Origin of the sequence: Mesobacillus subterraneus (assembly GCF_000934845.1) — a bacterium.
Classification (GTDB): domain Bacteria; phylum Bacillota; class Bacilli; order Bacillales; family Cytobacillaceae; genus Mesobacillus; species Mesobacillus stamsii.
Map to the genome: position 1 here is coordinate 1 of NZ_JXIQ01000053.1, position 18,564 is coordinate 18,564.

Annotated in this window: 18 protein-coding genes; 8 read left to right on the top strand and 10 right to left on the bottom strand. The window is 39.2% G+C overall.

Annotated features, from left to right (window positions below):
* The first annotated feature begins 213 nt into the window (after positions 1-213).
* Complete coding sequence (locus UB32_RS18970) at positions 214-333, top strand: DUF4023 domain-containing protein (protein ID WP_052806983.1); 120 nt, start codon at positions 214-216, stop codon at positions 331-333.
* Between the two features lie 44 nt (positions 334-377).
* Here UB32_RS18970 and UB32_RS07215 read toward each other — a convergent pair whose 3' ends face one another.
* Complete coding sequence (locus UB32_RS07215; RefSeq protein ID WP_044392431.1) at positions 378-1,673, bottom strand: DEAD/DEAH box helicase; 1,296 nt, start codon at positions 1,671-1,673, stop codon at positions 378-380.
* A gap of 214 nt (positions 1,674-1,887) precedes the next feature.
* Here UB32_RS07215 and UB32_RS07220 point away from each other — a divergent pair, with 214 nt between their 5' ends.
* Positions 1,888-2,262 (top strand): nucleotide excision repair endonuclease, encoded by a 375-nt coding sequence (locus UB32_RS07220; RefSeq protein WP_044392433.1) that lies wholly within the window; start codon positions 1,888-1,890, stop codon positions 2,260-2,262.
* A 26-nt stretch (positions 2,263-2,288) separates the two neighbouring features.
* On the opposite strand, the gene UB32_RS07225 is transcribed toward UB32_RS07220, so the two are convergent.
* From UB32_RS07225 to UB32_RS07235, 3 genes are all read right to left on the bottom strand, one after another.
* Positions 2,289-2,888, bottom strand: coding sequence for a response regulator transcription factor (locus UB32_RS07225; protein WP_044392435.1), 600 nt, complete (start codon positions 2,886-2,888; stop codon positions 2,289-2,291).
* Complete coding sequence (locus UB32_RS07230; RefSeq protein WP_044392437.1) at positions 2,885-4,024, bottom strand: sensor histidine kinase; 1,140 nt, start codon at positions 4,022-4,024, stop codon at positions 2,885-2,887. The genes UB32_RS07225 and UB32_RS07230 overlap by 4 nt, the downstream gene beginning before the upstream one ends.
* Positions 4,025-4,147: 123 nt before the next feature.
* Positions 4,148-5,182, bottom strand: a complete 1,035-nt coding sequence (locus tag UB32_RS07235) for a fatty acid desaturase (protein ID WP_044392439.1) — start codon at positions 5,180-5,182, stop codon at positions 4,148-4,150.
* A 472-nt stretch (positions 5,183-5,654) separates the two neighbouring features.
* On the opposite strand from UB32_RS07235, the gene UB32_RS07240 reads away from it, so the two are divergent.
* Positions 5,655-6,164: a hypothetical protein gene (locus UB32_RS07240; protein ID WP_044392441.1), complete on the top strand. Its 510-nt coding sequence runs from the start codon at positions 5,655-5,657 to the stop codon at positions 6,162-6,164.
* 45 nt (positions 6,165-6,209) lie between these two features.
* Here UB32_RS07240 and UB32_RS07245 read toward each other — a convergent pair whose 3' ends face one another.
* Positions 6,210-6,692 (bottom strand): PaaI family thioesterase, encoded by a 483-nt coding sequence (locus UB32_RS07245; RefSeq protein WP_044392443.1) that lies wholly within the window; start codon positions 6,690-6,692, stop codon positions 6,210-6,212.
* A gap of 220 nt (positions 6,693-6,912) precedes the next feature.
* Here UB32_RS07245 and UB32_RS07250 point away from each other — a divergent pair, with 220 nt between their 5' ends.
* From UB32_RS07250 to UB32_RS07260, 3 genes are all read left to right on the top strand, one after another.
* On the top strand, positions 6,913-7,245 hold the full coding sequence (locus UB32_RS07250) for a cyclic-phosphate processing receiver domain-containing protein (protein WP_044392444.1): 333 nt from the start codon (positions 6,913-6,915) through the stop codon (positions 7,243-7,245).
* 227 nt (positions 7,246-7,472) lie between these two features.
* Positions 7,473-7,784 (top strand): NifB/NifX family molybdenum-iron cluster-binding protein, encoded by a 312-nt coding sequence (locus UB32_RS07255; RefSeq protein WP_044392445.1) that lies wholly within the window; start codon positions 7,473-7,475, stop codon positions 7,782-7,784.
* Positions 7,785-7,912: 128 nt separating this feature from the next.
* A complete protein-coding gene (locus UB32_RS07260) occupies positions 7,913-8,299 on the top strand; it encodes a DUF134 domain-containing protein (protein WP_044392446.1) in 387 nt (128 codons plus the stop codon).
* Between the two features lie 94 nt (positions 8,300-8,393).
* Here the strand turns inward: UB32_RS07260 and UB32_RS07265 are convergent, their stop codons facing one another.
* Positions 8,394-8,861 (bottom strand): Fur family transcriptional regulator, encoded by a 468-nt coding sequence (locus UB32_RS07265; protein ID WP_044392448.1) that lies wholly within the window; start codon positions 8,859-8,861, stop codon positions 8,394-8,396.
* A 169-nt stretch (positions 8,862-9,030) separates the two neighbouring features.
* On the opposite strand from UB32_RS07265, the gene UB32_RS07270 reads away from it, so the two are divergent.
* Entirely contained in the window at positions 9,031-9,987 is a 957-nt protein-coding gene (locus UB32_RS07270) for an SLAC1 anion channel family protein (RefSeq protein WP_044392450.1), read from the top strand.
* An 88-nt stretch (positions 9,988-10,075) separates the two neighbouring features.
* On the opposite strand, the gene UB32_RS07275 is transcribed toward UB32_RS07270, so the two are convergent.
* From UB32_RS07275 to UB32_RS07290, 4 genes are all read right to left on the bottom strand, one after another.
* On the bottom strand, positions 10,076-10,681 hold the full coding sequence (locus tag UB32_RS07275; RefSeq protein ID WP_044392451.1) for a CBO0543 family protein: 606 nt from the start codon (positions 10,679-10,681) through the stop codon (positions 10,076-10,078).
* Positions 10,682-10,790: 109 nt separating this feature from the next.
* Positions 10,791-11,291, bottom strand: a complete 501-nt coding sequence (locus UB32_RS07280; RefSeq protein ID WP_128721508.1) for an acetone carboxylase subunit gamma — start codon at positions 11,289-11,291, stop codon at positions 10,791-10,793.
* A gap of 25 nt (positions 11,292-11,316) precedes the next feature.
* Entirely contained in the window at positions 11,317-13,596 is a 2,280-nt protein-coding gene (locus UB32_RS07285) for a hydantoinase B/oxoprolinase family protein (RefSeq protein ID WP_241768447.1), read from the bottom strand.
* Between the two features lie 42 nt (positions 13,597-13,638).
* A complete protein-coding gene (locus UB32_RS07290) occupies positions 13,639-15,771 on the bottom strand; it encodes a hydantoinase/oxoprolinase family protein (protein ID WP_084221757.1) in 2,133 nt (710 codons plus the stop codon).
* A 457-nt stretch (positions 15,772-16,228) separates the two neighbouring features.
* Here UB32_RS07290 and UB32_RS07295 point away from each other — a divergent pair, with 457 nt between their 5' ends.
* Positions 16,229-18,181: a sigma-54-dependent Fis family transcriptional regulator gene (locus UB32_RS07295; RefSeq protein WP_044392453.1), complete on the top strand. Its 1,953-nt coding sequence runs from the start codon at positions 16,229-16,231 to the stop codon at positions 18,179-18,181.
* The last annotated feature ends 383 nt before the right edge of the window (positions 18,182-18,564 follow it).

Here is an 18,564-nt window from a genome sequence, read left to right on the forward strand (position 1 = left end):
TGACTTCATTGGGCGGACCGAAGCGACTCGAGGGGCTAGGCGCTGGAGCTAGACAATTCTCAGGGAAATTTTATACTTTCTTATCTTTGAAAGAAAAGCGCAAGCGCCTTGGTCAGCCCCGACTTTTTATGAAAAAGATGAACAAGCAAATGAATGAACCCGCTCCGTAATGGAAAAAGTAACGACTAGTCTGTTGCAGAAGGAGGTACAGAAATGGAGAACACGCATGAATTTGTTGAAAAACTGCATGATAAGCAGCGGAAAGATGAACAAAATAGAAAGAGCCAAGGAAAAGAAAATCCAAGTAATAAACTTCCTAATAAACAACATTAAGCTAAAAGGAAAATAGACCGCGTAAAGGCGGTCTATTTTCCCTTTTATCTATTTCGGCGGTTTCTGGAACTGCCGGCGAATTTTTTTTCAACCATTTTGTCACCACGATGGGGCCTTTCCAGTTTTTGGTCATTCCCACGGCTGAAGCTGGAATTCTTCCTGCTAAAGTTGCCAGCTTTAGGAGGTTTCGGAGCTTTATTTCCTTCTAATAGATCTCTCTTGCCACCATTTTCACTATTTTTCTTTTCGATCTTTACGTTGAGTTCCGATTCAATCTGTTCAAGCAATGATTGATCCTTGGCTGTATAAAAGGTTAACGCAAGTCCGTCATTGCCGGCTCTTCCTGTCCGGCCAATCCGGTGAATATAGCTTTCTGTATCAAGCGGAATGTCATAATTAAAAACATGGGTGACTCCTTCCACATCGAGTCCCCTCGCAGCAACATCCGTAGCAACAAGATACTGAATTTTTGCTTCACGGAACTTCTTCATGACCTGCTCCCTTTTCGCTTGTGACATGTCTCCGTGCAGCTCATCACAATTGAAATGATTTGCTTTTAATGCGTCGTTCAGCTTGCTTACCCTTCTTTTTGTCCGGCAAAAAATCACTGCCAAAAATGGCTGATACGATCCGAGAGCTTCCATCAAATCACCTTGTTTGGACCGATCGGTTGAACGAATAGCCATTTGTTTAATGTTTGCTAGCGGAGCCTGCGTTTTCTCTACCTGAATGTATTCAGGTTTGAACATATGCTGTTTAGCCAGTTTTTTAATCTCATCTGGCATTGTCGCTGAAAATAGCAAGGTTTGTCTTGTTTTTGGTGTTTGCTGAATGATTGTTTCCACCTCATCCAAGAAACCAATATGAAGCATTTGATCCGCTTCATCTAATACAAGAAACGCTGCTTTGGAAAAATCAATCGTCTCCCTGCGGATGTGGTCAAGCAATCTACCTGGCGTACCAATGACAATATGGATGTTTTTCTTGAGTTTTTTCAGTTGAGACTCGACATCCTGTCCGCCATATACAGCAAGAACATTGATTCCCTCCAATCCTTCCGTAAGCTTCTTGATTTCATTGGTAATCTGTAAAGCAAGTTCTCTTGTAGGTGTAACAATCAATGCCTGTATATTTGGATTATACCTATCGATTTTTTCTATAATTGGCAGCACAAAAGCGAAAGTTTTACCGGTACCTGTCTGAGATTGGGCAATCACGTCCTTGCCATCAAGCAATAATGGGATTGCTTTTTCCTGAATAGACGTTGGCTCCGTTATTCCATTCCGGTTTAACGTTTCTGCAATATAGTCTGAAATACCTAATGATTTAAAATGATTCAATCCCGATCCCTGCTTTCTTTACTCGGCTGGATTTTTTCCAGCGATCCTTCTCATTATTGCTGATTATGGTTGAAAATATCAAGAAGATGTTCTACTTAATTTTTTTTACTGAGCTAATGTGGTCTAGCTGTCTATTGGGTAAAATAATAATATCTGGATTTTAGATAATGCCTGTGGTACGATTTACTAATTGAAGAATAGGAAGTGATTATAAGTGATTAAAATTGAACTGCCAACACCAGACGTGGTCATCACAAGAAGCAATCAGGTAGGAGAAAAAGTCGAAGCTGCGATCAGCAGTGAATATGGTTTTACTGACTACCACCGAATTCCAAGGGATAAAGGCGGCATCATCATGTTTTTCGACGCTGACGATGAATTGATGTTCGTCGGAAAAGCTCGTAAGTTGAGACCTCGCGTTAAAAAGCACTTCGAGGACAATGTTTCTCCCATTAAAAACCATCGTCATGAAGTGAACAAAATTGCGGTGATTTCTGTGGTAGATCCGGTTGACAGAGAAATCTATGAAACCTATGCTATCAACGTGTTGAAAGCCAAGTATAATATTGATAAAGTCTTTTATAAATAAGAAGAGCTGCATGCAAGCTCTTCTTATTACTTAAACCAGCCCTTTTCCTTTGACTGAGTAATCGCTTCGATTCTGTTTGTTACCTGGAGCTTGTCAAGGATCGTTGAAATGTAATTTCTGACTGTACCTGTAGTGATGCTGAGCTGACCGGCAATTTCCTTCGTATTTTTCCCATCAGCAACAAGCTCAAGAACCTCCATCTCACGTTCTGTCAACGGGTTCTCCTCGCTGTAAACATCGTCCATAAGTTCGGGGGCAAACACACGCCTTCCTTCCATCACACTTCGGATGGTGCTCGCCAGTTCCTCTGATGGGCTATCCTTCAATAAATACCCGCTTACACCAGCTTTCAACGCTCGCTGAAAATACCCGGAACGTGCAAATGTGGTTAAAATAATGATCTTGCAGCCTTGGCCTTTCAATTCTTCTGCCGCTTCCAGGCCTGTTTTTCCCGGCATTTCAATGTCCATCACACAAACATCTGGCTTTATCTCTTTTGCAAGTAGGACTGCTTCTTTTCCGTTGCTCGCTTTTCCGACAACCTCCATATCATCCTCTAGGCTCAACAGCGACCCTAATGCCCCTAAAAGCATACGCTGGTCCTCGGCAATGACAATACGTATCATGGCTGGTCCTCCGTATTGGTTTGTTTTACTATTTTTGGTATACTGATTTTAAGAATAGTTCCGTTATTTGAATCGATATCCAATGTACCATTCACGAATTCAAGCCGTTCCCTCATGCCTTGAAGTCCGCTTCCTTTGTAAATATCATCTTCGGTAATCTTTCCTTCCCCATTATCGCATACTTCAGCTGAAAGCTCATTTTCTGTTTGCTGGATGGAAACACTGCATTCTGTTGCTGAACTATGTTTAACCACATTTGTTACGGCTTCTTTAAGGCACATGCTGAGGATATTTTCTGAAAGCAAAGACACGTTGTTGATTTGAAAATCTTCTTCCTTTCCGATAAACGTGATCTCAGCGGCTTTTAAGATCTGTTTGATATGAGTCAGCTCGTCACGGACACGGATACCTCTCATTTCCGCCACCATTTTCCTCACTTCATTTAAAGCTGTCCTTGCTGTTTGCTGAACATCCTTTAATTCTTCTTTTGCCAACTCGGCATCTTTATTGATCAACTTGCGAGCCAAGTCACTTTTCAATCCGATCAGTGATAATTTTTGGCCAAGCGTATCATGCAAATCCCTGGCGATTCTTTGTCGTTCTTCCAGCTTTACCAGTTCCGAAATTCGCTTATTGGCGTCCTCCAGCTTTTCTTCGAGCTCCCCACGTTCATTTTTGTTATGAATGCTAAATGGAAGCAATATGACACTGATCCACACAATCACGATGATGGGAAGCTGTTTTATGAAAAATTCTTCCTGGAGAACGATTTCAAAATTGATGATAATCGAAGTCCCTACTAGGTGAATAAAGTATAAAACTAAAAAAGGAATACGGTCTTTTATATTGCCAATAAAATAGACAATAAAAAAAGCAAAGTAAACATAGCTGAAAAGACTGGTAGAAGCAATAGAGATTGCGATCAGAATACAAGTCCATAGGTAGACTGACCATCCTTTTGAGACAAAAGCGAACCAGTACACGAGGAAAAATAGCAGTGTCAGAATGACCCCTGCCACTTTCCCCGCCATCGTTGGCATCTGCCAAATAAAGTAAAAAGGCAAAATACCGAGAATCGTCCAGATATATGGGGAAATCCCTGTACTTTTAAGAGAATGAATAAACCTAGTTAACATATAAAAAACCTCTGCTTTATAATTGCTGATTCTATTCTATTATAATGGAAATCGGGATCAATACAAAAAATTACTCCCCTGATTCCAGATGTGATCATCCATCCAGAATAAGGGGAGCAACTATTAAAGCTCCGGTTTTGTCATAGCCTTCAGCTTCTTGTTCTGATGGAATGCTTTCATTTCACTGAAGCTTATGAATTGCTTCTGTTTTTCATCCCAAAGACGGAAGCGCAAGGAAGTTAGGCTAGTTGAAAGAGTGATGGTCGGTACATTTTGCAAAGGCTTTGTATTATTATGAGCCTCTTCCAGCTTATAGTTTGGAACTCTCGGGCTTAAGTGATGAACGTGGTGGTATCCGATATTCCCAGTAATCCACTGCAGTAGTTTCGGAAGCTTGTAATAAGAGCTGCCTTCTACCGCAGCTTTTACATACTCCCAGTCTTTATCGCCTTCAAAATAAGCATCTTCAAAAGTATGTTGGACATAGAATAGCCAGATGCCAAGCATTCCCGCAATAAAGAAAACTGGTCCTTCCACCATTAAAAATGCTTTCCAGCCGATGGTCCAAATTAGGAGCCCTGAGATTCCAAAAATCAATATATTCGTTAAATAAGTGTTAAGGCGCTCCTTCTTTCTGGCACCTTTGCGGTTAAAACGGTTTTTAAGCAAAACAACGTAAATTGGACCCAATACAAACATCACGAATGGATTCCGGTACAGTCTGTAGGCAAGCTTCTGCCAGGCTGGTGCAGCCAAATATTCATCAACTGTTAAAACCCAAATGTCGCCTGTTCCACGTTTGTCTAGATTGCTGCTCGTTGCATGGTGGACAGCATGCTCGTGACCCCACTGGCTATAAGGGAACAAGGTTACGACTCCGGCGATGGTACCTACCACTTTGTTTGCGGTACGATTCTTGAAAAAAGAATGGTGCGTGCAATCATGGAAGATGATGAAAATTCTAACCATGAAACCAGCTGCAGCTGCAGCAAGCAAGAGAGTCAATCCATAAGAAATTGTTAGACTTTGATAGGCGAAATACCATAACGCCAAAAATGGAATAACTGTGTTGACGATTTGGAGGATGCTCGTTTTTGTGTTCGAATTTTCATAAGGGGCAACCTGTTTTCTAAGTTCTTTTGCGTTGTGAGTTGTCATAGTGTTCAATAATTCCCCTTTCCGTTTTTCTTAATTTCTCTAAGTATATATAAGGGAAATGGTTTTGTGCAGTAGCAGGTGTCATATATCACACATGACAAATGTCATGTTTCCAATCTTTTTTTGTAAAAAAAGGCTGCTACCTCAAGGATTATCGATCATTACCAGGTTATAGGATTTACTGATAATTTTTTATGAAATAAATTTTCCCCTTATATTTTTAACCAAATGAACAAATGTGAAACTTACTTTTTCTAAAAAATAAATAGTCCTACTTATTTTGCCTTTTCAAATCCTCTAATTCCCAAATACCATTTTTTCCATGCTGACCGTAAATCATGCATACTAATTCTTCCGTTTTCGTGATAAAGGGTCAAAGTTGTTGTAGATCTTTTAAGTCCATTATTTGTTTTAACTTATTCACTAAGTGGTATTCAATAATGGTAGAAGTGGAATTAGGAGGATGGAGCTTATGGCCGTGTCAATTAATAAGTGGCTGCTGCCAGTTGGATTGGCAATAATGCTTGTCGCTGGATGTAGCAACGAAGAGGCAAAACAAGGTGCAAATCAAATGGAAGAGGAAACCGAAAATGCTGCGAACACAACGGAGACAAAAACGAAGGATGTCGTTGATCAAGTAAAGCAAAAGTCTCCAGAGATCATTCAAAACATGAAGGATACGTACAACGAAAGCGAACAAGCAGTGAAGGATAACACTCTTCAAGCTGGAGATACGGCTACGGTCCAAAAGGATTCCTTGCTGGCACTTTCTCAAGATTCGTATGACGAGCTTTATGAATTGATTGAATTGAATGATGCTGATGGAGTGGACAATATCATGAAAGATCAAGATGTCAAAGAAATCAAGCAAGGTAGTGAAGCGAAAATCATCGAAAGAGATCTCAGAAGAACAAAGGTGAAAATGGTGAATTCAGGCTTAGAGGGTTATCTGCCGACGAATATGCTTGAACCCATAAAATAAACAAATATTAAGACCCTGTGAGACATCAGGGTCTATTTCCACGCGTTATTTTTCTAAAAAGGTAGCTGGCATGACAACTGCCACAACTTCCCCTTTAGCACATAATGTTTCTCCAGCATATACTTCTGTTTCCACACGATATTTTTTAGGATGGATTTCGTACACGGTTCCAATTGCCTTCAATTCGATCCCATTAGGTGTTGGCTTCAGAAAATCAACATGAAGCGAGGCAGTTACAAATCTAGGTGCTTCTACCCCATCCCCTGGTTCGTTCCCGTTTTTGCGATGCAGGTAGAGGGCGGCCGAACCGGTACCATGGCAATCCACAAACGAACCGATTACTCCACCATAAACGAAACCTGGTAATGCCGTATATTCTTTTTTAGGTTTAAAAAGGGTGATTGTTTTTTCGCCTTGCCAACCTGTTCGGAAATGATAACCATGTTCATTCTTTCTTCCGCAGCCATAACACCAAGCAAAATCATCAGGATAGTCATCCTGGATTGCTTTGAATACCTTCTCTTCCAATTCGGCTCCTCCTTCATACACTTTAGTCAGTTATACTTTCTCTATTTGAAAGAGAAATTCCTTTAAAAAATAAAAAATTCAACCACTTTAAAGTTATTAGCATAAATTCCCAAGTAAAAAAAGACCATTTACGATTGGAGATGTGTTAGGCTTAAAAGAGAAAGAACGTTTATGCTTTCCGTTTTTCTTAGCTACCCCACTTCAGAAAGGAGTGCTAGAAATGGAGAAAATAAGTGTATTTATGGATGACTATCGCCAACCGCCGGCAGGATATATTTTAGCTGAGACAATTGATGAATGTCTGTATCTTCTTAAAAATTACGATATTGACCATCTTTCCTTGGACCATGACCTGACCAGCCACATTAGGAACGGCTTAATGCTTGTGAATTTAATGATTAGCAACCAACTATACGCAAACAGAATAACCATTCATTCCGCTAACTATACCGGCGGAAAAGCAATGTACAATAGTTTAAAAAAAGCCCAAAATGACAGTTTGATGCCTAGCTCGATTCATATATATTTACGTCCCATGCCTCTCCATTACTGATCATAATTTTTGAGAAGAATACAAAAAGCTGCTCCATATGGAGCAGCTTTCTTATTCTTTTAAGGATTAACATGATTATATGTATGTATCAAAAATATGTTGATTTTTTCATAAATGACATATGTCTAAAATAATGTATAATTAGAAGTAAGTGATATAGGTCGATAAATAAGAAAAGAAGTCCGTAATAAAACAAAAATTTCCACATACCAATTGGAGGAATGAACATGAAAATTGCAGTAGCAAGTGAACGAGAGATGGTTACAAAGCATTTAGGTCATTGTGAGAGCTTTATCATTTATGAAACAGAGAATAATCAAATTATTACCAGTAACTCCATCCCAAATCCTAGACATCGACCTGGATTTTTACCAAAATTCTTGAATGAATTGGGGGTAAATGTCATTATTTCAGGAGGTATCGGGGAAGGTGCAATAAATATTTTTAATGAAAAAGGCATAAAAGTGATCGTTGGTGCTGATGGTCCGGCAACATCTAATGTAAAACTATATTTACAGAATCATTCTCCCTCAAATTAGGGATAAAGTGGGACTTCTGACTATATATCATTCGATTTCCATAGAACAATTTATGATAATATAAGTAGGTAGCACAATAACCGATTTTAAATCGTAAAAATAATTTTAAGCCTTGGAGGATAAAAGCAATGCCAAGACCGATAAAATGGAGGAGAGTCTGTCGCATGCCAAAAAGTAACAGATTTGGCCCGATGGATGCCCGATCAAAGCAAGATTGTATAATAACGATGACAATTGAGGAATACGAAACGATACGCCTCATTGACTTAGAAGGATTTACTCAGGAAGAATGTGCTGCTCAAATGAGTATTGCGCGTACTACTGTTCAAGGAATTTACAATGCAGCAAGAAAAAAACTCTCTGAATCATTAGTCAATGGAAAAACACTTCACATTGAGGGCGGGAACTACAAGCTTTGTGATAGCTTTGAGAAGCCCTGTCTTCAGGATGGATGCTGCCGGAGACGAAGATGTGAAAGTGATACTCCAAAAGTGGAAAATGGAGAAGTTCAATAATTACTTAAAAGCGCCGTTGATATTGTTCAAATCCTTGTGGATAAAAAGTCCCCCAGCTTATCATTGAGAGTAATCTGGGGGACAATAAATGAATTTAATTATCGCTATGATTCCGCTCCTTACATAAATCACATATTCCGTTCATCACAATCGTAACGTCTTCAATATCATCATGAAAGACCTCTTCAATATAATCTCTCTGTTCAATCATATCCCTGAAAATTTTACTATCTAAATATTCTTTAATTTGCCCACATTGATTACAACTAAAATGAATATGAAGCTTTTTACGACTAAACATATTGAGTTCATAATACCGTTCTTTTTGTATAACAATTTCTTTAATGACACCAATCCTCTTTAATAAATCAATATTTCTATATACTGTAGGAAGGCTAACACCTTGGGCTTTCGTCAGCATATATATTTCTTCTGGTCGGAGATGCCTTTTCGTTTCTACAAATAGTCGAATAAGCGTATCCCTTGGGGCTGTGCACTTGTAACCACTTGCTTTAATCCATTCCTCGATTTTAAAGATCTTGTTCTCCACTTCCACTTCCATTATCTTCACCTTTTTTCATTCTTTTCTTTCTTTAGCCAGATAAAAAATATCACAAGGATTTATTATTGACATATGTCACTTAAAGAATATAATGGTTAATAGCATATGTCAATAATAAAGGTTAATAACAAGGTGACCTATGACTTACAGTATTTGGGGGAACAATACAATGGAACATGAACGCGGGATTCAATATTTTCCGATATCCTTATTTGCTAGTGTAATGGGCTTTTCAGGTTTTACGATTGTGATTAAACAAATCGAAGTGGTATATGCAAGAAGCCATACTCTATCTTTTATTTTTCTAGTAATTGCTTCTTTTTTATTTTTGTTGAATATTAGCATTTTACTTTATCGTTTAGCACGCTACCCTGAAGAAGTAAATAATGATTTTAATCATCCTGTTAAAATCAATTTTTTCGCTGCTATAACGATTAGTCTATTACTTTTAGCGATCCCTTATTACGATATTAGTGAGAGTCTATCTTTTGCTCTTTGGGGAATAGGGGCTGTTCTGCAGCTTAGTTATACCTTAGTTGTTTTAACAAAGTTAATGAATCAAACATCGTTTCAACTTGATCATTTTAATCCATCCTGGTTTATCCCAATTGTCGGGAATATGGTTGTTCCAATTATCGGGGTTAATCATGTAAGCTCTGATATTTTGTGGATGTATTATAGTATCGGTGTACTGTTTAGTATTATTTATTTCACTATTTTTATTTATCGAGTTTTCTTTCATCCGTCCATATCAACGAAATTATTACCCACTTTCTTTATTTTATTGGCGCCTCCTTCAATAGGTTTATTGTCTTATATAAAGCTAGGAGGGCAAGTAGATGCATTTGCATACATTCTATACGGTATCGCCTTTTTTATTGGACTGCTATTGATTTTTCAATTTAAACAATTTTTGAAATTACCGTTTTTTCTATCCTGGTGGGCGTTTTTATTTCCGACAGCTGCTGTGACTATAGCTACGATACTTATGTATAATGAAACAGGACATATTTACTATAAATGGATTTTTAACGTACAGACAATTGGATTAGTGCTGTTAATCTTTTATTTAACATGGAAAACTCTTCAGCTATCTGTTATGCGTAGCTTATGTGTTAAGGAGTAGTTTTTTTAGATAAGGGGAAAATTCTCTATAAGTTGGCGTTTAGTCTTCTAACATTCACAATATGCCAAATAACCTGAAGCTGACGTGGTTATTTGGCATAAGATTTGAATTTTTTGATGATTGCCCAGCACATCAATCCTAATGACCAGTAAATCGGGAAGGAATAGATATGCTTCCATGTAAATTCTTTATATATTCCAATAAAAACCATAAAAGGCTCTGCGATAAATGCTAGGAAGACAGATAACAGTCCTGATGCGATGAGAAACTTCTTAAATGAGCAGCCGAATTTTTGATATACAAGCATGAAAGGGATAATGACAACTCCCACATCATAAGGGTATATTTGAGGATTTAAATATGGTGAAAGTCTGACTTGGTATGTCCATACCATCGCATTACTGCCGATTGAATCTAGGAGGATGGCTGTAACGCCATAAAAAAGTCCAAATGCTGTATTTTCAATCAGCTTCGTTTTCTCTATCATGATCCACCAAATAATCGCAGGGATAATGGAAAGGGCAACTAGGAACCACCAGTTGAATGTCAAAAAATTATTCTCGTACCAATATGCTCTTAATAACTTATGATAGTTTGCTTCGGCTGCCAATACTTCCTTGACTGAGATCGAGCCTAAAACAGGAACCAAAGCATGAAATGGACCTTTTTGTGCATAAAAAATGGCAGAAAACATCTGATCACATCCTTCTTAATAGATAGAGTGTGATTTCACATCGCTTTGTATGTAAGGATTATTTTTTCTAAAAAACGACGACCCAAAAGGATCGCCGCTTATCATCATTTTATGCTTTTGTTGGCATTGGTCTCTTTATCCATTCCTTATAGAATGTGTCAATATCAGGTTCAAAATCCAGGATAATTGGATACCATGGTGGCACTGCTTCCACTTCTAGCTGGACGGCGCAATTGGGACAATAATATTCACGGATTACCTGCCACTCGGGATCCGGAGACATTAATTTAGGATAAATTTCATTCATTTTCTCCTCTGTGTCCCGAACAAAGATTCTAGCATGCAGCTTCCAATTTTCTTTATAATTACAGAATTCATGTCCACAGTCGCATTTTACGATCCGATCTCCATCTGATTTTTGCACAATATATAGATGCAATCCATATGGAAGCAGAATTGGATCATCCCAGCTCACACGCTCCTGTAAAACTTCCCGATAAATTTCAAACCGTTCTGGATCTTTATGGCTGGACATCATTTCCTTCAGTTGATAGAACTCTAATGTCCCATCAATTAACTCATTCATTCGTTTTTTATCGTATTTTGCCACGCTTATCACCTCTTTGTTTGAATGGTTATTTCTTTTGTTTGAAGCGGTTAATATGTGCTCCTAGTGTTGGCACCCCTAACTCTTCCTCATAAATCATCCATTCTTCCGGAATGTTCCAGAAGCTTTTGAATTCATCCGTGAATTTTTCGCTTAAGGCAAAGCTTTGGGCATACATATGTCTCACTTGAATGGCAGCATCTTTATTCAAAATTTTTGTTCTTTCGCCTTCCATCCATTCTTTCGTTGGCACACTGCGGTCTATCCGTCTTTTGCCAATTTCTTTCCGTTTTTCTTCTGTTGCTTTTAAATCAACAGTATATATGCCTTTTTCTTCGGTAAAAACACAGCCATAAACTTGTTCTGCATAGCGAAGAAGGATATATTTTTCATTTAAATCGCTTTCAACTAGTTTTGGATTTCTTTCTAACGGATCTCCAAATCCTGGGCCCCCGCGAAGATAGTTCATAATCACATCGTAGTCAACAAACTCTTCTTGTGTAGACACCGCCTGTCTGTCCCGATGGATCACTTCAGCTTCCATATTTCCCTCAAAGGTTGGGTAATCTGGATCGACATCTCCTCCTAATGGAATTGGCAGCCTTTTTGCAATCCGTTCTTTGATGTTTGTCTTGTTTGCCTGGAATCGATAACCTGCAGCTGCCGGATAACCGCCCATTAAACCGCAGTCTGTTGCTATAACCCCAGCACCAGCGAGGAACATTGTCCATTCTTGTGCCCCCCATCCTAAACGGAGTGACTGCCAACCATTTCCTCCGCGATATTTTCCGGCACCACCCGATCCTGGTAAAACTTGTCTTCCTAAGAAGATAAGCGGTTCAAGCAGTTCCCAAATTTCCATGTCTCCCATATCACCCTCTGGATTCCATAGCGCGGCAGAATGGTTGATTCCATCCTGAACAGCACTAGCACCAACACCGCAAGCGGAAGTTTCAAAACTATTCATCGCAGATAATTGTCCATATTGGTCATATCCACCGCCCATTAGCCAGTTGGAAGTATGTGCATTTCCAGCATTTACTTCTTCTAAATAACCGCGTCCAAAATAGGAACGACTTAAGCCGCGCCAAAGTGGAGACCATGCCGCCACAAGCGCATGCCATGTGTTCGAATGGGCAGAACGAATATCGTCAGGGTTAAACCACGATCCATAGGGAATGCCAAATTTACTAGCATAATAAGCACCGTCATTGATACGATCATTTGGGACAAGCGTTTGTGAAAGCATGACCCAGATCCCACTTGTAATCGATACTGGTGTGGCATTAAATGGATGCCATCCCCAGCGGTTTGCTCCTTCGAAATCAATTTCTAGCATTGCATCTTTATGAACAGTAATTTCTGAAGGAGTATGAATGATCGTGTTAAGCTTAGCAAAGGAAGGAAGATCCAAATCTTTGAATGGCACATCCACAAACGATGCTTGCCGATATTTTCCTGGAATCAACATAGTTTTTACCTGATTCACAAATCCTCGACGTCCATCCTCAATAATTTCACGCATAAATTGTTTATAAGCGTCGACACCCTCTTCCTTGATGACATCTAATACAAGATCACGGATCATGTGGCAGCCCGCAATACGAGTTTTTTCATCGAGTGTCCAATACTTGACCGCACGTACCGATCTCGTACTTTCAAGCAGCCAGTCTTTGGAAAGGATATCGTTTTGACCGATTTTTCGACAGGTTACTTGGTATCCATCATCATATCTTTGAACTGGACCCATTGGCATACTTCCTGGCGCAGATGCACCTGTGTCAATTACGTGAGTAACACCTCCAGCCCAGCCAATGACTTCTCCTTCCCAAAAAATTGGAATAAGCGTATGAACATCACATGTATGGACATTTCCTACATGGTTATCGTTATTACAGAAGATATCCCTGTCATTTATTCCTGGGTTATCCTCATATTCGTTTTCGATCATAAATTTAATCGCAGCTCCCATCGTTCCAACATGGATGATAATCCCAGTAGATGTAACAATGGAATCTGCCTCTGGAGAGTACAAACTAAAGCAAAGTTCCCCTTCCTGCTCAACGATTGGTGAAGCGGCTACTTTTTTGGCCGTCTCCCTTGCATGCACAACCCCACCGCGAAGTTTGGAATAGATTTTTTCGAAGCGAATGGGATCGGTTTCCTTAAAGGGAAGCGACCTTAAACCGGCATAATAGCCAGTTTCTTTACTAATTTCATCCATTTCCTTTCGCATTTGTTTTAGCGATTTTCCATCCCAGCCAATTGGCTTTTTCTTTTGTTGAACGTCAGTCACTAATTTCGTCAAATTTGGTACCCCCTTAAGATTTTTTTAAAAATAAACATATTACTACAATTCCTTTAAATGGAAGATACGATTTTCATCTAGATAAGCTTCAAACCCAAGCGGAACGACCAAGGTGGTGGCTGTTGATTCAAGAATGGAAAATGCCTGAATACGATTTCCAGGTAATAATTTTTCCATTTCATAAATATTCGCTTGAAGAAACTCACCATTCCAATAAATCTCTCGTTCACCTAGGAAAGCATCTGCAGGTGGTACTTCCCCATATAAAGGCTCCTGCGGAATTTGTGGTTTCGCTACATCAACCACTCCGCGTACAATCGCACCTGTAATCGAGTAGCCAAGCTCCGGTGATAGAGCAGCTTTTGCATAAACCCTTGCATAGCTCTCTTCAAATGTTTTAATAAGGCTTTCCCACTCATCAACGGAATGAAATGCCGAAATCGGTGCCTCAATTTCCAAATCATTTAATTGACCTTGATATTGCATGCGGTAAAGCAGCCGGAAATCCACATCTTCTGGTGAATAATCATTTTTCTTAAATTCCTCTGCCACCTTTTTCTTCAATTCATCCCATGCTGTCTGTAGTTCCCTTCCTGCCATCAAAATATCTGAATATTCTGCTTTTTCAGCGACATTAATGTCTAATGTTTTATCATAACGATATTCGAAATCTGCAGCACCACAGCCAAATGCAGAGAACCCGGCAGCCCATGCAGGAATAAGTACATCTTCAAAGCCAAGACCCTTTGTATAGCCTGCTGTGTGCAACGGACCTCCACCGCCGTAAGAGAAGCAGACATATTGGGAAGGAGAATATCCTTTTCCTAGAATCATGGATTCCAGATAATTGCGAAGCTGTGATTCTAATAGTTGGATTACTCCAAACGCGGCATCCTCTACGCTTAAGCCAAGCGGTTCGGCTACTTGCTTCTTAACCGCTTCATACGCTTTTTCTTTTGAAAGTTTAATGATCCCGCCAATAAAATTATTCGGATTAATCAAACCAAGCACAACATGACAGTCCGAAACGGTTACAGTATCAAGGCCCCCACCTGGGTAACAAACACCCACTCGCGAACCTGCACTGTCAGGTCCCAATGAAATATTTCCATAGTTTGGATCAATCCGGACGAAGCTGCCTGTGCCTGCACCTGTAGTATCCATAGAGACAAGCGGCAATGACAGCACAAGGCGAGCCATATCTGGGCTAGTGTTAATCGCCAATTCTCCCTGAGTTATCAACCCGATATCAAAACTAGTTCCTCCTATGTCGGAACAAGCAACATTTTTCAATCCGAGTTTTTCCGCTAAATATTTGGCCCCAACCATTCCGCCAATTGGCCCAGAAACACAGGTTCTTGCCAATTCATTTGCTTTTATGCTAATTGTTCCGCCATGACTGGCCATTATCCGCAAGTCAAATTCAGTTCCTGCCTCTCTTAAGGCTGAATCAATATTTGCTAATGTTTGGCGTGAAGGTTCCGCAGCATATGCCTCAACAATTGTCGTATTTGTACGGTGCGATTCTTTTCTGACTGGATAATAATCTACTGTTGCAAACACTTTAATGTCCTTATTCGCTTTTTTTATGATCTGTTCGGCGATATCGCGAACTTTTCTTTCATGCGCCGGATACTTATAGGAGTGAAGAAAGCTAATAACAATCGCTTCTACGTCCTCATCAATCAATTTTTGAATGGCTGGTTCAATTTCATGATCATAGAGAGGAATGACAACGCTTCCAAAAAGGTCCACTCTTTCTGTTATGCCCACTGTCCATTTTCTTGGAACAAGCGGTGAATCGAAGTGATGGGTATTAATATGAATCCGGTCAGAATAAGAATAGCCAAGGAAGGATTGAAGCCCGCGGCCCATTCGATGATTATCCTCCATTCCTTTATTTACTACTAATCCAACACGACGCCCTACCCGTGAAACGAGTCGGTTAAGCATTGCAGTTCCTGAATAAACACCTGCTAAAAGCTTTGGAAATTCCTCTTCAATCTTCGTATCCCATTGGCTCAAAGCATCTCTAGCAGAGTTTAATAATCCAATATGTTCATCTAGCGGTGTTGTTTGTGCCTTGCCTACAACAAAATCCCCATTTTCATCAATAATAAACGTGTCTGTCATTGTTCCGCCAGCATCAATGGCAAGAATTTGAGATTTGGCCAAATACACTCTCTCCCTTCAACTGAATTAATTCTTATTACCAACAGCTTCTGGACAAATGATTCGCCTTTATTGCTGTTATTCTTTATATTGCAACTATCGTGCCAAAATTCTAAATATATATTTTTTTCTCAAAATATCATTTGCGAGAACCAGTCTTCTCCTCATTTCCGGGCTTTTTTTCTTGTCATACAATTTCTTTAAATGAAACTAGTAGATCCTTGTGCCAATCTATTTACTTGACGAGATATTGTAGCGATTCGCAACAGTTGTAGCGCTACATATGTTTTTTCTAAAACAATGTTCAAACTATTGATATCTTGGAAAGATTAGGATAGTATTTTGAATAGATGGAATATTTTCAAAATTGTTTTGCTGCTCAAAATCCTGCATCCCAACCTCTTAGTGATCTGAGTCTTGGAAAAAGTGTTCCGAATACATATGGAGGAGGCTAAAAAAGTTGAAAAATCCTTTTCTTTCGATTACTTCTACACAGGATTTATACAGTAAAGCAAAATCCATAAAACATAAATGGGAAAACTTTATGTCCTATTCTTCAAAAAGTGAAAATCTGCTAACTTTGGTTCGGAGTGACATACTAGATTCATGGAATCGCTGTCAATCTGTTGGTCTTAATCCAGAACAAAAACAAGCCAAAACTGCATTTACCTCAGTTGAACTTGCAAATATCCTTTCAGAGTCCGATCTCTATCGTGCTGCCAAACCGGTTATCGATCATATTTATGATAAATTAATAGGTACCGGTTACGTACTTACCTTGAATGACGAAAATGGGAAAATCATTTATTTAAAAGGCGAACCACATATTATTAGGAAAACAGAAAAAATGAATTTTTCGCCTGGAATGGATTGGAGTGAGAGTGCGGCAGGAACCAATGCAATCGGTACAAGCATTGTATCCAGAAAGCCGATTCAAGTTTTTTCAGCCGAGCACTTCTGTGAAGGCTTCCATCCTATGACGTGTTCATCCTCACCGATTATTCATCCTTATTCCAAAAATGTCATTGGCGCAATTGACTTTACTGGATTTTGGCCAAGCACACAACCCCACACATTAGGCTTAGCTGTCTCCCTTGCACAGATGATTGAACAACAGTTTTTGCTGATGTTACGAAAGAAATACAATCAACTGGAAGAATACTATGGTGAATATACTTTAAAATGGAAGGATCATTCTATTTTCGTCATAAGTGACGAATATGTTCTTGTTAATGGGGAACAAGCGTTACTTACTGCCTTGAACTTGAACAAGGAAATGACATTTGATAACCATCTGAAAATTAAGAAGCTTCTCCAATCCCCAAAAAGCATGAATATAGTGGAAGGGTACTCCTTTAAAGAAGTGAACCCTATCCTCATCAATAAAAAACAGATTGGGTATATTGCTATTTTTAAAAACAAAACGGGTGCGTCGGCAAGCGTGCGAACTCCAAATAAAAAAAATCCACAGTTAATTGGTCAGTCCGTGGAAATGAAAACGATTTTGACCAAATGCCAGCGGATTGCAAATGTGGACACACCTGTATTAGTAACTGGTGAAACAGGTACGGGGAAAGAACTTATCGCTAAATACATTCACGAAGAGAGTACTAGAAGGGATAAACCCTTTATTGCCATTAATTGCGGTGCAATCCAAAAGGAACTCATCGGCAGTGAGCTGTTCGGTTATGAAAGCGGTACCTTTACTGGAGGAAAAAAAGAAGGAAAAAGAGGGAAATTTGAGGAAGCAAATGGTGGTACGATTTTTTTAGATGAAATTGGAGAAATGCCCATAGACTTGCAGGTACACTTACTAAGGGTTCTTCAAGAAAAAGAGGTTACCAGATTAGGTTCTTCCAAAATCACTAAGATTGATGTAAAAGTAATTGCGGCAACCAACAAAAATCTGGAGACCTTAATTGAGGAAGGGCAATTTAGAAAAGACTTGTTTTTCAGACTTAACGTTATTTCCTTAACTGTTCCTTCCTTACGGGACAGGAAAGAAGATATCCTTCCCATAAGTGATTACTATTTAAATCTATTTGCAAAAAAATACAATAAACCTTTCCGCATTTCCCTATCAGAAGGAACAAAAGATTTCTTTTTTACCTATACGTGGCCTGGAAATATAAGGGAATTAAGAAATACTTTGGAACATGCTGTAATCTTCAGCAACTCAACTGAAATTGAAAGAGATCATCTTCCGGATTATCTAGCAGATTTACAACAGCAACATGCCCTTGTTGAGCCAGAGCAGTCTGGTTTTTCTGCCATGGAAATAGCAGAAAAGGAACAATTAAGAAAACTGTTAACGCAAACCGATTGGAATATTTCCGCCGTTTCAAAAGCATTGAATATGGCAAGATCTACTTTATATAGAAAACTAAAAAAGTATAATTTAAAGGAAAAATAATGATCCTACTCTTTGGTTCTACAAGAAAAGCGCAAGCCCTTTATGATTGTAGCAACTTCCTAGTGGTAACCACCTTTCTACTCGCCGTTTCCTTCTCCTGCTTGAGACGGAACTTAATCAGAACGGAGATCGTATGCTAGGTGTATTTATGTGAAAAGGCATTTTTTATAGCGCTCATTGGTGTATGCCAGTTCAGAGGTATTTTTAGCACCAATACAGCTCAATTGGTGACCTCTTTTCCCTTATTCTGGTTTTTGAGTGCGCCAATACGGCTCATTGGTGACTTCTTTTCCCTTTTTCTGGTTTTTTGTGCGCAAATACGGCTCATTGGCGACCTGTTTTCCCTTTTTCTGGTTTTTCAGTGCGCCAATACGGCTCATTGG

Excerpts from the sequence above, each read along its gene's own strand:
- UB32_RS07235 (WP_044392439.1), bottom strand. The coding sequence starts at position 5,182 with ATGACAACTCACAACGCAAAAGAACTTAGAAAACAGGTTGCCCCTTAT.
- UB32_RS07275 (WP_044392451.1), bottom strand. The coding sequence starts at position 10,681 with ATGTTTTCTGCCATTTTTTATGCACAAAAAGGTCCATTTCATGCTTTG.
- UB32_RS07225 (WP_044392435.1), bottom strand. The coding sequence starts at position 2,888 with ATGATACGTATTGTCATTGCCGAGGACCAGCGTATGCTTTTAGGGGCA.
- UB32_RS07260 (WP_044392446.1), top strand. The coding sequence starts at position 7,913 with ATGCCAAGACCGATAAAATGGAGGAGAGTCTGTCGCATGCCAAAAAGT.
- UB32_RS07240 (WP_044392441.1), top strand. The coding sequence starts at position 5,655 with ATGGCCGTGTCAATTAATAAGTGGCTGCTGCCAGTTGGATTGGCAATA.
- UB32_RS07265 (WP_044392448.1), bottom strand. The coding sequence starts at position 8,861 with ATGGAAGTGGAAGTGGAGAACAAGATCTTTAAAATCGAGGAATGGATT.
- UB32_RS07255 (WP_044392445.1), top strand. The coding sequence starts at position 7,473 with ATGAAAATTGCAGTAGCAAGTGAACGAGAGATGGTTACAAAGCATTTA.
- UB32_RS07230 (WP_044392437.1), bottom strand. The coding sequence starts at position 4,024 with ATGTTAACTAGGTTTATTCATTCTCTTAAAAGTACAGGGATTTCCCCA.
- UB32_RS07250 (WP_044392444.1), top strand. The coding sequence starts at position 6,913 with ATGGAGAAAATAAGTGTATTTATGGATGACTATCGCCAACCGCCGGCA.
- UB32_RS07270 (WP_044392450.1), top strand. The coding sequence starts at position 9,031 with ATGGAACATGAACGCGGGATTCAATATTTTCCGATATCCTTATTTGCT.
- UB32_RS18970 (WP_052806983.1), top strand. The coding sequence starts at position 214 with ATGGAGAACACGCATGAATTTGTTGAAAAACTGCATGATAAGCAGCGG.